Source organism: Flavobacterium ammonificans, from assembly GCF_020886115.1.
Classification (GTDB): domain Bacteria; phylum Bacteroidota; class Bacteroidia; order Flavobacteriales; family Flavobacteriaceae; genus Flavobacterium; species Flavobacterium ammonificans.
The window spans coordinates 1,579,626-1,593,175 of sequence record NZ_AP025185.1; the positions used below are offsets into that span (position 1 = coordinate 1,579,626).

At 33.9% G+C, this 13,550-nt stretch carries 9 protein-coding genes; 3 read left to right on the forward strand and 6 right to left on the reverse strand.

Annotation, left to right across the window (positions count from 1 at the left end; genetic code table 11):
- Positions 1-6: 6 nt before the first annotated feature.
- The 3 genes from LPC20_RS07000 to LPC20_RS07010 are packed head-to-tail and all read right to left on the reverse strand — an operon-like array spanning position 7 to position 3,537.
- On the reverse strand, positions 7-2,202 hold the full coding sequence (locus tag LPC20_RS07000) for a penicillin acylase family protein (protein WP_229323868.1): 2,196 nt from the start codon (positions 2,200-2,202) through the stop codon (positions 7-9).
- Complete coding sequence (locus LPC20_RS07005) at positions 2,199-3,074, reverse strand: cyanophycinase (RefSeq protein WP_229323870.1); 876 nt, start codon at positions 3,072-3,074, stop codon at positions 2,199-2,201. The genes LPC20_RS07000 and LPC20_RS07005 overlap by 4 nt, the downstream gene beginning before the upstream one ends.
- A 10-nt stretch (positions 3,075-3,084) precedes the next feature.
- A complete protein-coding gene (locus tag LPC20_RS07010; RefSeq protein WP_229323872.1) occupies positions 3,085-3,537 on the reverse strand; it encodes an Lrp/AsnC family transcriptional regulator in 453 nt (150 codons plus the stop codon).
- Between the two features lie 235 nt (positions 3,538-3,772).
- Between LPC20_RS07010 and rocD the strand changes: the two genes are divergently transcribed.
- A complete protein-coding gene (rocD, locus tag LPC20_RS07015; protein ID WP_229323874.1) occupies positions 3,773-5,056 on the forward strand; it encodes an ornithine--oxo-acid transaminase in 1,284 nt (427 codons plus the stop codon).
- Between the two features lie 81 nt (positions 5,057-5,137).
- Here rocD and LPC20_RS07020 read toward each other — a convergent pair whose 3' ends face one another.
- Together LPC20_RS07020 and LPC20_RS07025 are read right to left on the reverse strand one after the other, a co-directional pair.
- A complete protein-coding gene (locus tag LPC20_RS07020) occupies positions 5,138-6,112 on the reverse strand; it encodes a phytanoyl-CoA dioxygenase family protein (protein WP_229323876.1) in 975 nt (324 codons plus the stop codon).
- 399 nt (positions 6,113-6,511) lie between these two features.
- A complete protein-coding gene (locus LPC20_RS07025) occupies positions 6,512-7,345 on the reverse strand; it encodes a hypothetical protein (RefSeq protein ID WP_229323878.1) in 834 nt (277 codons plus the stop codon).
- Between the two features lie 309 nt (positions 7,346-7,654).
- On the opposite strand from LPC20_RS07025, the gene dnaK reads away from it, so the two are divergent.
- Positions 7,655-9,541: a molecular chaperone DnaK gene (dnaK, locus tag LPC20_RS07030; protein WP_229323880.1), complete on the forward strand. Its 1,887-nt coding sequence runs from the start codon at positions 7,655-7,657 to the stop codon at positions 9,539-9,541.
- Between the two features lie 88 nt (positions 9,542-9,629).
- On the opposite strand, the gene LPC20_RS07035 is transcribed toward dnaK, so the two are convergent.
- A complete protein-coding gene (locus LPC20_RS07035) occupies positions 9,630-12,191 on the reverse strand; it encodes a zinc-dependent metalloprotease (RefSeq protein ID WP_229323882.1) in 2,562 nt (853 codons plus the stop codon).
- Between the two features lie 238 nt (positions 12,192-12,429).
- Between LPC20_RS07035 and corA the strand changes: the two genes are divergently transcribed.
- Positions 12,430-13,500: a magnesium/cobalt transporter CorA gene (corA, locus tag LPC20_RS07040; RefSeq protein ID WP_229323884.1), complete on the forward strand. Its 1,071-nt coding sequence runs from the start codon at positions 12,430-12,432 to the stop codon at positions 13,498-13,500.
- Positions 13,501-13,550: the final 50 nt, after the last annotated feature.

Consider the following 13,550-nt stretch of genomic DNA (forward strand, 5'->3'; position numbering starts at 1 on the left):
CGATTGCTATTCTCCTGGGTGGTATTTACGTTCCATATTTTTTTCTACATCTTCTCTGTAAAAAAGTACATCTTTAAACCTTGCTTTTTGGTACATTTCAGCTTGATCATTGAAGTGTTTGGATGTTGAATCGCCACTATTTCCCCCTGCAAGAAGCGATTTTGCTTTTACTTTGGTGCCAAATTCCACCGCACAAACAAAACTGTTTCCGCTAAATCCATAGCGTTTTTTAGTATCTTTTTGGTAAGCGCTTTTGAAAGCGGGCAAAGCACCCCATAGTACCGATGTATATCCAATTGGTAAACTGACAGCTGTATCATCAAAACGATTGTCAATGTCTCCTGAAAGTCGTTGAAAACGGTTGATTTCCCCCCAAGGCATTTTCCATGTGCCAAATTTGGTTGTCAATTCTGAAATGACTTCTTGCAATTGTGGGAGAACTTGTTCGGTTTGCATATTTTGAATAAAGTTTCTTGTATTTTCTACCTGATCCAATTCGCCTTGATCAATATACGTTTTACGCACCAAAGGATCCAATTTAAATCCCCACTCGTTTGCCAAAGTCAAAGCAACTGAATTCTCCCCGCTTCTAAAATCCCATGCTTTTAAAACTTGAATAGGTTCAGATAGATTTGCGTAGCGCGTTTCTCCAGATTGTATACTTTTTTCAAACTGTTTTACCAAAGCTGGAATAAGTTCTTCAAAGAACGGTAATTGATCGTTGTAGCCGTCGGCAATAATTTGGTCTAAAGTGTATTGTTTCCCTTTTTCTAAAGTACGGACGGCATTAATTCCTCTAAAAGATTCTCCGTCTGGAGCCATGTATGGCGGATAATTTTCTTCTTTCGGACTTTCATTTCCTGAAACCGAAAAAGGAGTAGAATTACAGTTTTGCAACCAGCCATTTTTTGGGTTAAAGAGTTGCACCGTTTCTGCAACTGGGTGTAGCCCTTTCCATTCTGTTGCAGCCGTTGTACCATCAACGGGTTTTGCCCAATTAAATTTGATATCGCGCTTGGGTACAAAATTACCATGCCAATAGGCAATATTACCTTTATTGTCAGCATAAACGGTATTGTTAGAGGTATTGGCTTTCCAATCCATGGCTTTTTGATAGTCGGCAAAATTTTTCGATTTGGTTCGTTCCCAACTCTGAATCAAACTATTCATAGATCGATTGTTTGATTTTAAACTAATCCATTTTCCGTCGCGTTTTGCCATAATGGGTCCGTGATGGGTGAAATAAGTGGTGAATGATTTAGGAACTAATTTTCCGTTGTCAAGATAATTGATAGTGATTTTTTTCTCTTTGACAGGAAGTAATTTATTCTCGTATTCGTAAAATAATCTCTCTTTTTGACGCACTATTTTTTCGATATAAGTATCGGCCACATCCACATTACACGAGGTGTGCATCCATCCGCAATTTTCGTTAAATCCTTGATAGATAAAAAATTGCCCCCAAGTTACTGCACCATAGGTTTGCAATCCTTCCTCGCTACTGATTTGGATTTCGGGTCTGAAATAAAAAGTAGTATGCGGATTGATGTACAAAATAGCATTTCCAGAAGCGGTTTTATTAGGTGCTAATGCAAAACCGTTCGAACCCGTTTGCATATCTTTTTCTTTGGCTACAAAAGCGATTTTGTCGTCAGGTTTTCCGTAAAAATCTTTTAATTCTTGTGTAGTCAAATCGGCAGTACTTATCGCGCCAATACTTCCATCGGTCCAAAGCAAAGGAAACCAAGGTTCAAAATGCGTTAGCATCAGAGGTTTCACTTTTGGGTTTTTGTACAAGTAATAATTGATTCCATCGGCATAGCTGTTGAGTAATTTTTTCAGCCAAGGCGCTGCTTTTTTATAATCAGCTTTAGCTTCTTCAGAATCAATTAATAAACGAGTTTCTAAATCATTGTACAATGAAGCCGAACCTTTAATTTCAGACAAACGTCCTAATTTTTCGATATAATTCATTTCAACGCGTTGGAAATCGTCTTCGCATTGGGCGTACAACATACCAAAAACGGCATCGGCATCGGTTTTTCCATATACGTGCGCAATCCCCCAATTGTCTCTAGTAATGCTTACTCGTTTTGCTAATTCTGCTAATCGAATACTTTCTTTGTTACTGATTTGTGACCATCCTGAAAAGCTAGTTCCAATTAGTAGTAATAGAATAACAATTACGTTTACTTTTTTCATTCGTTTCCTATTTTAAATTGTTGTCCTGCCACATAAATACTCATTTCCATTTTTTCCATTGAAATCAATTTATTCTGTTTCAGTTTTTGAATTCCTTTTGGATTTTTCATAACAATAACTTCGCTTTCGCCAACAACACTAATCGTGTTGCCATCAACAATAATTGCTGTGCTTTCGTCGATGCCAATTCCGGTGAGATGAGGAAATTCTACCATAGCTGAAATCAAACGGTTATAGCGACTTCTTCTCAAAAAATGTTGGTCAATAATCGCCTTAGTCACCAATCCTAAACCAGGAGTAGTTTCTAAATTATCAAATCGAATATTGTCAAAAGTTCCAGAATATTCTTTTTCTAATTTCTGATTTCCGGTAATCATTTTTTCCGACATAACAGCCGCACCTGCACTAGTTCCGGCAATAATACTTCCATTTTGAAATGCTTTGTGAATGGAATTAAAAACAGGAGTATTGGCGACTACATTCATAAAACGCGTTTGGTCTCCACCACTAATAAAAATCAATTTTGCTTTTTGTAAAGAGTCGTTTAATTTAGGATTTTGAACTGTTGTTTTGTCAAAATTCAGCATGACAATAGGATTGGGTACCAATTTTTGAAACTGATCTCTAAAATAAATGTATGCGCTATCGGGTTCTTCACTCGACATGGGTAAAACCACGATGTAATCTGTTTTTTTAAATTGAGCTAGGTCTACCACATGTTGCATTAATTGATCCGAGCGATTTCCGCCACCTATGATAAATAATTTTCCTTTTGGTTTTTGGGCATTCGCCAAAGAAAAACAAAGAGTAAAAAAGAGAGTAAGCGCAATTTGAATTCCTTTTTGCAATTGATTTTGGATAGTAAGTTTCATGGTTGTTGAATTAAAGTGAAATATTTCGTTTGAAAGCACAACCCAATTCTATAATCGAATCGGTTTTGGCAATTCCTGGAATGGAGTCAATTTGTTCGTACAGAATTTTACGCATGTGTTCGTGATTTTTAGCAATCATTTTGACGTATAAAGTATAAGATCCTGTTATATAGTAGCATTCCGTGATTTCAGGAATCTTTTTGAGTTCTTCAATCACTCGATCTGAATCGTGGTCTTTGTTGAGTGTGATTCCGGTAAATGCCCCCCAATCATACCCCACTTTTTTCTCATTGATTATGGGTTGAATACCTGCTAAAATTCCTTGCTCCGTTAATTTATGGATGCGTTGGTGCACCATTGTATTGGATATTTTCAAATTAGCCGCAATGGTGGAGTAGGCAATGCGTCCATCTTTTTCTAATTCCTTGATGATTTTGATGTCGAATTCATCTAATTTTTCCATTGAAAGGTATTTTAAAAGTTAAATTTACTTTTTTGCGGCCAATAAAAGTAAGTTATTTTTCATTTCGAATTGTATTTTTCAGTATTAATTTTATATAATTGACTTTAATTATGTTTTAAAATTTAATAATTGACTTTTATTGTAAATTTATAAGTCAAAAATTACATTATACTATAATTTATTGGTTGTATTGACTAAATTTGTTTTGTTAAATTTTACATTAAAACCAATTACTATGAGTTACGATACTTCTACTTTATCTGCTATATCAGAAGCACTAATAGCTAAAGAAAATCAATACGGAGCACACAATTACCATCCGTTGCCAGTCGTTTTAGAAAGAGGAGAAGGAGTCTATGTTTGGGACGTAGATGGAAAACAATATTTCGACTTTTTGTCGGCGTATTCTGCTGTTAATCAAGGACATTGTCATCCAAAGATTGTTGGTGCAATGGTGCAACAAGCACAAAAATTAACTTTGACATCCAGAGCTTTTTTCAATGATCAATTAGGACCGTATGAGGAATATGTGACGAACTACTTTGGTTTTGACAAAGTATTACCCATGAACACAGGGGCAGAGGCAGTAGAAACCGCTTTGAAATTGTGTAGAAAATGGGCTTATGAGGTGAAAGGAATTCCTGAAAATGAAGCGCAAATTATAGTTTGTGAAAATAATTTTCATGGAAGAACGACTACTATTATTTCGTTTTCCAATGACGAATCGGCGCGTAAAAATTTCGGGCCGTTTACCAATGGCTTTATCAAAATTCCGTATGATGATGTTGATGCTTTGGCGAAAGCCTTGGCTTCTTCTAATAACATTGCAGGTTTCTTAGTAGAACCTATTCAAGGTGAGGCTGGAGTGTATGTGCCTAGCGAAGGGTATTTGGCACAAGCCATAGCTTTGTGTGCAGCTAACAATGTTTTGTTTATTGCCGATGAGGTGCAAACAGGAATTGCGCGTACAGGACGCTTATTAGCCACTTGTGGGAATTGCGAATGTAAAAAAGGTTGTGAAAACAAACCGGAAGTAAAACCCGATATTTTGATTTTAGGAAAAGCCCTTTCAGGTGGCGTTTTTCCAGTATCGGCGGTTTTGGCGAATGATGCGATTATGAATGTAATTCATCCCGGACAGCATGGTTCTACTTTTGGAGGAAACCCAATTGCAGCGGCAGTTGCGGTAGCGGCTTTGGAAGTCATTAAAGACGAAAATTTAGCTCAAAACGCGGCCTATTTAGGTGAAGTTTTTCGTCATGGATTGCAAGAAATTCAGTCTCGAAATCCGTTGATTCAATTGGTTAGAGGAAAAGGTTTGCTGAATGCGATTGTAATTGATAGTGAGGAAGATTCCGATTTAGCTTGGGAAATTTGCTTGAAATTCAGAGATAATGGATTGCTGGCTAAACCAACTCACGGTAACAAAATCCGTTTAGCGCCACCATTGGTCATTACCGAAAGCCAAATTCACGAATGTCTCGGAATTATCGAACGTTCGTTAAATGAATTTAGATAAAAAAACAAACCCCAAAAGCGATTTCGTTTTTGGGGTTTGTTTTTGGACTTATAAAAAAATGAATTGTTAGTGTGATTGATATTAAACTACACCTAATTGCTTTAAAAATTGGTGTATTTTTGATTTCTTTGTAGGTGGACTGTATTGAGGGCTAGTTTGTAAACGATCATTTAAAATGTACTTGTCTGGCGCTGTTTTATAGGAATTAATAACAGTACCGTTAAAGGATTGAACTACTTTTTCTCCAGTTTTTATATCTACTAAATTATTTCTAAGAAATAGTTCATTGGTCACCATATTGGATAACATAGGTGTATAATAAATACAATCTTTGAAATAGTAATGGGTTACCATAGAATATCGTGATGCTTGTTCATTTAATACTTTGGAACCTCCATGTATAATATTGGACGACCAAATTAAAACATCTCCTTTTTTTGCATAAAACGGTTTCTTCTCGAATTGGTGCACTTCAACAATTTTTTCAATAAAATCTTCATACTCAATATAATCAGAATAGGCGGTATCTACTGGAGTGGATTTAAAATGGGAAAAATTATATTCAGGTAGGTTTTGTGATTTTGGATAATAAAAAACTGCTCCATTTTCTGGTGTAATATCTTCTAATGCCACCCAAACCCCGCACATGAACTTAGCCGGGATGGAACTAAAGTGAATGGTATCTGAGTGCGCTCTTTGTTGGGAACCTACTCTAAAATTCAAGGTTTGAAAAGGGATTGGTTCACGTTCATAAAGCATTTCCAAAACCGAAGCGATTTCAGTGTTACAAGCCACATTTTTGGTGCTTTCTGAATACATCCATAAATCTTGAATTCGGACATGATCTCGTTGATTCTCCATCTTGAATTCAGGATTATACCCTTTGTTATCCATATCTGATTTAATGGCGTCAATTTCGGATTCCGAAATCAAATTGGGAATGACAATAAATCCATTTTCGTTATAATCAATGGCCAATTGTTTATTTTTTTCAGAGAGATTTTTACTGTCTAATAGTTCTTTAAAAAAAGGCGATTCTACCCAAGGTGTATTCATGATAATGTAATTGTTTATAAGCTTATTGATAATGGAATTCAATTCAGTTCAATAGTGTCCATTGCTAAGTTAAAGGTAAGAAGTAATTACTATAGAACAGTTTTTTTTGTTAAAAAAATAAATAGTAAGCTCGATTTTTTTAAAAAAAATCTATTCGATAGTAATAGTATTCAAAATCAAGACATTTTATTAAGTAGATTTTTGTACCAAATCAAGATATGGTGGGTAGGTACAAACATCTTTTCAGTTTTATAACAGTTTATTGATTGGCGTAGGCAGGGTATTTAAGCATCAGTCAAAATATTTCTAAAATGTTAATAAGAGTATTGATTTTTAAATACTTAAATTTTAAAAAACCGCTATTCTGTTTTGTATTTATTTTGAGTTTTTTGAGTTAATTTATTTTAATTCCTCTTCTTTTTTAAACATTAGAGAAGTTAAATTATGATTAGGGTCATAAAGTCGCATTTCAATAACTTCATCAAAATCATTTCTTAATTGAATTTGATATCCGCCAATTAAGTCTATAAATTGTATACCATAATTTTCACCAATACTATTTTTATAAAAATAAATAGTGGACTTATTTTTTTCTATAACCTTTTTAAATTCAAGTTCAAAGGTTATATTATTTTTACTTGAAGATTTGACAATGGTAATTTTACCATTTTTACCGTAGGTATTTTCATATTTATTAAAACCAGTTAGTTGATTTTTTTTATTAAAAGATTTACTTTCGATATAGTTTCCTTTTTCATCATAAACCCATTCATAACTAAGGTAATATATTTGACTATTTTTTTCTTTATTGAATAATTTAGTATTCAAATTCAATTCATTATATTCTCTTTTTTGACAATTTATGGTATCACCATTTAGAATTTGATAGGATTCGATTTGGTTTCTTCTATCATCATAAATTGACACTAATTTATTAATAGTATCCCCTTTAGTGTTTATGTAAGCTTGTATATGTAACTTTCCGTTATTTTTTTTAATAAATGATGTTTTTATGTCTGATTTAATTTTATCTCCAGATTTTAAATTAATATCATTTTCTTCAGCTTTTAAAATATTTCTAAGACTGTCTAAAAAGGTAACTTGTACTACTTTCTTAATAGTGTCTTTTTTATTTATCTCGTATGCAAAAGTAGTTTGTTTATAAAATGCTTTATTTTGACTTAAAGCTGTTAATGATATAAAAGTTAAAGAGAATAATAATATTTTTTTCATTGTTAAGTTTTATAAGATTTTTTGATATATAAGGTATAACTTTCGTAAGTACGAAAAAATATTTAAAAGTACACTCAATATAATATTGATAAACTAAAGTTTATTTCACTTTATTTTTTTCAAATATACTTATTTATGCTTAATAACTAGATTGTAATTATAATTGTATGAAAATGTCATCTTGTCAGCCATTTTCACGTCAAACAGACTAAAAACTGACAATTTCTATGCTGTCAGGGACTTGGCACAAAGATTGACTTGTCGAGTTCGAGTGATTAATGAATATCAAATAAATTAAATATAATCAAAATGGGTAAAATCATCGGAATTGATTTAGGTACAACCAACTCTTGTGTTTCTGTAATGGAAGGTAACGAGGCAGTTGTAATACCTAATGCGGAAGGTAAAAGAACAACTCCTTCTATTATCGCTTTTGTTGAAGGCGGAGAAATTAAAGTAGGAGATCCTGCAAAAAGACAAGCGGTAACAAATCCTACCAAAACTATTGCTTCTATCAAACGTTTCATGGGACAATCGTTCAGCGAAACAACTTCAGAAGCAAAACGTGTTCCTTATTCAGTTGTAAAAGGTGACAACAATACGCCACGTGTGGATATTGACGGTCGTTTATACACTGCTCAAGAATTGTCAGCTATGACACTTCAAAAAATGAAAAAAACAGCTGAGGACTATTTAGGTCAAACAGTTACTGAAGCAGTTATTACTGTTCCAGCTTATTTTAACGATGCACAACGTCAAGCTACAAAAGAAGCGGGTGAAATCGCTGGTTTGAAAGTAATGCGTATTATCAACGAACCAACTGCTGCTGCTTTAGCGTATGGTTTGGATAAAAAAGGTAAAGATCAAAAAATTGCTGTTTACGATTTAGGTGGTGGTACTTTTGATATTTCTATCCTAGAATTAGGAGACGGAGTTTTTGAAGTATTGTCTACAAATGGAGATACGCACTTAGGTGGAGATGACTTTGACCAAACAATCATTGACTGGTTGGCAGACGAATTTAAAGCAGAAGAAGGAATTGACTTGCGTTTAGACCCAATGTCATTACAACGTATCAAAGAAGCTGCTGAGAAAGCTAAAATTGAGTTGTCATCTTCAGCTGAAACTGAAATCAACTTACCATATGTTACTGCTACGGCTTCAGGACCTAAACACTTAGTGAAAAAATTAACTAGAGCACAATTCGAAAAATTGTCTGATACTTTAGTAAAACGTTCTATGGAGCCAGTTGCTAAAGCATTAAAAGATGCAGGTTTATCTACATCTGATATTGACGAAGTAATCTTAGTAGGAGGTTCTACTCGTATGCCAAGAATTGCTGACGAAGTAGAAAAATTCTTTGGTAAAAAAGCGTCTAAAGGAGTTAATCCTGATGAAGTAGTTGCTATTGGAGCTGCTATTCAAGGTGGAGTTTTATCTGGAGATGTAAAAGATGTATTGTTACTTGACGTAACTCCTCTTTCTTTAGGTATCGAAACTATGGGTGGTGTAATGACTACATTAATTGAGTCTAACACAACGATTCCAACTAAAAAATCACAAGTATTCTCTACAGCTGCTGATTCTCAACCATCTGTTGAAATTCACGTATTGCAAGGTGCTAGAGCAATGGCTGCAGATAACAAAACTATCGGTCGTTTCCACTTAGATGGTATTCCACCAGCACCAAGAGGAGTTCCACAAATTGAAGTTACTTTTGATATTGATGCTAATGGTATCATCAAAGTTTCGGCTACTGATAAAGGAACTGGAAAATCTCATGACATTCGTATCGAAGCTTCTTCTGGATTAACAGCTGAAGAAATCGAGAAAATGAAAAAAGATGCTGAAGCGAACGCTGAATCTGATAAAATAGCAAGAGAAAAAGCTGAAAAATTAAACGAAGCAGACGGAATGATCTTCCAAACTGAAAGTCAATTGAAAGAATTGGGTGATAAATTATCTGATGACAACAAAGTGGCTATCGAGTATGCTTTAACTGAATTGAGAATGGCACACCAATCTCAAGACATTCCAGCTATTCAAACTGCTTTGGACAACATCAATGCAGCTTGGAAAAAGGCTACTGAAGCGATGTATGCTCAGGGAGAACAAGGTCAAGCAGATGCACAACCTCAAGGGGATGGGCAATCAGGTGACAATGTAGAAGACGTTGACTTCGAAGAAGTGAAATAATAATTTCATTTATATCAACAAAAAACCGAGCTAGAAATAGCTCGGTTTTTTTATAGTATTCTATCCGACTCTTACAAGTCGAATTGTATTATTTAGGATCTAATGCATTCTCAATTCGAGCTGCTAAATCCAATAAGTGTAACTTACTTAATCTATCAGTTGAACGAGCCGCAGCTGCTTTTACACTAGCTTTTAATCCTACTAATTGTCCTCTAGCGATAGAAGGTAAATCAGTTTGATTCAAATTAACTGTTCTTGTATTGAAACCATAAGTCACTCCAACAGGTACTGAACGAACAGTTGCATTTCCTGGTTTTAATAATCCAGTTACTTTATCGATAAATACTTTTTGAAGATTTCTTCTGTGTATATCGATAGGTGTATTGGATTTTAATTCAGCAAAAATTCCGTTGCGAACATCTGTCATTAATTCATCTACTGTGTAGTTGTTTTTGTTGATAGAAGAACCTTCAAACAAACGAACCATTCTATCTCCAGCCAATAAATTATTCAATGTAGATTCTTGCATCGCTTTGATTGCCTCTACGCCATTATCTGGATTGATTTTAGCTAAAACGCTTTGATTCATCAACCATTTTGGTGTAGCAAATAATTGCGTATTTAAGAAACTAACAGCTTCTTTTTGGATACTTCTTGGTACTACTTCAAATTGATTTCCACCCATATCGTAGGTTTTTGGAGTATCATAAATACCACCTACATTTTTGGTTACGTGTCCTAAATAACGTCTAAATTGACCCGTTAGTGCTGAATATAATTCATCTAATTCAGCATAACTTTCTCCTTTTTCTGCACTCCATTCTACTAATTTAGGAAGAATACGTTGTAAATTTTTAATTCCGTAAGCCGAAGCTTTCATAGCATTGTCTCCAATATCTTCTGTCTGATATCTTGGATCATAAGGACTGGTTTCTGTACCAAACCAAAGACGACGATTTTTGTATGCTTCTTTGGTCATCTCGTTCAGAATCGCTTTCTCTTCTTTGTCAGTTTTGGCATCATCAAAATAAGAATACCCCCATTTGATAGCCCATTTGTCATAATCACCAATTTTTGGGAACAAATGTTTTACACCGTCTTCAGGTTGTGCCACATAATTGAAACGAGCATAGTCCATTATAGAAGAAGTATGTCCGTTTTTCTCTTGGAAGGCAGGATCTCTCAATTTCTCTACTGGAGTAGCTGAACTAGCTCCCATATTATGACGTAATCCTAAAGTATGACCTACTTCATGAGAAGATACAAAACGAATTAATTCGCCCATTAAATTGTCATCAAATTGTTTTTTTCTAGCAGCAGGATCTACAGCAGCTGTTTGTATTAAGTACCAATTGCGCAACAAACTCATGATGTTGTGGTACCAGCCAATATGACTTTCTAGAATTTCTCCCGTTCTAGGATCATGAACGTTTGGTCCGTATGCATTTTGGATTTCAGCAGCAAAATAACGCAATACTGAAAAACGAGCGTCTTCCAAACTCATTGTTGGATCATTTTCTGGCCAATATTCTCCACGAATAGCATTTTTCCATCCTGCATGTTCAAAAGCTACTTGCCAATCGTCGATACCTTGTTTGATGTATTTTTTCCATTTGTCTGGTGTAGCAGGGTCAATGTAATAAACGATAGGCTTAGCTGGTTCGATCAATTCACCTCTTTTTTGCTTTGCAGCATCTTCTTTTGATTTTGGTTCTAAACGCCATCTTACAGCAAAAACCTCTGTATCAGATTTATGTGATTCTTCTTCAAAAACACCATATTGGTTAGCAAAATAACCTACACGCGCATCAAATGTTCTTTTGCGCATCGGATTTTTTGGTAAAGCTATCATCGATGTATTCAGTTCCACAGTTAAAAATCCTGAATCCAATCCTGCAGGTAAATTAGTGCCGATTTTTGGTGTAGGATTTAATGATAATAAAGCTGGAACAGTAGAATAGGTTTTTACCGTTCTAATTTCAGTATTGATAGGGAAACTGCTTATTTTTTGAATAAATGATTTTTCCTTTTGAAACGCCTGAATACTCAATGTTTGTTTTTTTACAGGATCCAATGAAAATGTTTGTACATCCGCATCAAAGGTTGGTGTCATGTCAATAACATAAGCTACTTCTTTGCCATCTTTGTCCTTCTTGATTGCTAGAATATCATAGTTACCAATAATTGGATTGGCTGAAGAGTTTTTTACAGCTTGAGCCAATGGCTTATCCCCATCTGGAGACATGATAACATAACTGATAGATCGCAATAACATCGTGTTGTTCAATCCTTTTTCAAATTGAATCACTTGTCGGTTTACTTCTTCACCACCAAAAATTCCACCTCCAGCAGGAGTTTTAGAAAATCTGGTAATGGTCATAATTTCAGTATCTAATAGTGTTGCTGGAATTTCAAAAAGGTATTTAGCATCCATTTTGTGAATATCTATCAATCCTTTTTGTGTAACCGCTGTGGTATCAATTACTTTATTGTAGGGTTTAGGACCTTTTTTTGCGTCAGGTTTTGGGGTCTCTGAAGCTGTAACAGCAGGTTTTGCTGCATCTTTCTTTTTTTTGTTTTGGCCTATAGCTCCTTGGCTAAAACACAAAAACAAACTTGCTAAAATTAAACTTGATTTAAGTTGTACCATTTCATTCCTCTTTTTAATTAATAATTGTTAGTATAGAATAAGGCAATAGTTTTCGTTTAAGAAACGAAAATCAAATCTATACATATTTATTTATATACAAATGCGAATTTTATTTTTTTTAAATTCAGCAACTACTTTTTCTTTTATCTTTATACTAAATTGAATTAACTGGAAAAGTAATCTTCTCTCCATTTATTGCCGAGACGGATTTTCAAGTTTTTATTTTTAGTTTATGCAAATGAGAAAAATAGTTTATAAGAAGGGTAGAAAAGTACAACCCTTGCATTTTGAGTATACAGGTTTACATAAGAATAACGATTCAGAAATGCAATTGTTTGTTTATAATGATACTGATTTGACGGAATATGAAAAAATTGAAGTGGCTGATTTTGATCAATCTTTAATATGTCAAAAAACGAACTGGATAAATATTCACGGTTTGAACAATATTGAATTACTTCAATCAGTAGGTAATTATTTTGAAATAGATACCTATATGTTGGCCGATATTTTAAATACTACTAAAAGAACTAAACTAGAAGAACAACAAGATGTCTTGTTTTTTAATATTAAATCACTTTTACCGAAAGACAATTCAGATAATATTCAAACGGAACAAATCAGTTTTTTAATTAAAGAAGGAGTTTTAATTTCCTTCCAAGAAAAACGAAGTGATTTTTTTACTCATATTAGAGAACGAATTCGATCTCATTCTGGAATTGTGAGAACTAAAAAAGCCGATTTTTTATTGTACGTTTTGTTAGATGCTATTATGGAAAACTTCTACATTACTTTGGAACATGAGGAACATAAAGTAGAAGAATTGATTAATTTATCCAAGAATAGTGACAATCCAATCATTCTAGAACGAATTGAAAAACATCGTGATAATTATAATTTCTTAAAACGTTCCATCATTCCGTTACGTGATTCATTGTATGACATTAAAACCATTAAAGACGACAATGTGTTTAATTTAATTGAAAACGATAATTTTAGTTTTTTTTCAAGATTATACCAAAAAAGTTTGGAACTGTTGGAACAAATTGAATCGGATAGGATTGCTTTAGATAGCGCTTCTAATTTCTTTTTTTCGGCTCAAACTCAAAAAATGAATGAGATTATGAAAACTTTAACGATAGTGTCTTCCATTTTTATTCCGCTTACGTTTATTGCAGGTGTATATGGAATGAATTTTCAGAATATGCCTGAATTGAAATATCCTTATGGTTATCATACTGTTATAGGAGGTATGGTTTTCTTAGGAATCGCTATGGTGATTTATTTCAAAAAAAGAAGGTGGTTTTGATTGTATAATGTAAGTAAAAATTCAAGTATATTCGCATTCTTAAATTTAGT

Bases quoted from the DNA above. Each gene is read 5' to 3' on its own strand.
- LPC20_RS07020 (WP_229323876.1), bottom strand. From the start codon at position 6,112: ATGAATACACCTTGGGTAGAATCGCCTTTTTTTAAAGAACTATTAGAC.
- LPC20_RS07025 (WP_229323878.1), bottom strand. From the start codon at position 7,345: ATGAAAAAAATATTATTATTCTCTTTAACTTTTATATCATTAACAGCT.
- LPC20_RS07005 (WP_229323870.1), bottom strand. From the start codon at position 3,074: ATGAAACTTACTATCCAAAATCAATTGCAAAAAGGAATTCAAATTGCG.
- dnaK (WP_229323880.1), top strand. From the start codon at position 7,655: ATGGGTAAAATCATCGGAATTGATTTAGGTACAACCAACTCTTGTGTT.
- corA (WP_229323884.1), top strand. From the start codon at position 12,430: ATGAGAAAAATAGTTTATAAGAAGGGTAGAAAAGTACAACCCTTGCAT.
- LPC20_RS07000 (WP_229323868.1), bottom strand. From the start codon at position 2,202: ATGAAAAAAGTAAACGTAATTGTTATTCTATTACTACTAATTGGAACT.
- LPC20_RS07035 (WP_229323882.1), bottom strand. From the start codon at position 12,191: ATGGTACAACTTAAATCAAGTTTAATTTTAGCAAGTTTGTTTTTGTGT.
- rocD (WP_229323874.1), top strand. From the start codon at position 3,773: ATGAGTTACGATACTTCTACTTTATCTGCTATATCAGAAGCACTAATA.
- LPC20_RS07010 (WP_229323872.1), bottom strand. From the start codon at position 3,537: ATGGAAAAATTAGATGAATTCGACATCAAAATCATCAAGGAATTAGAA.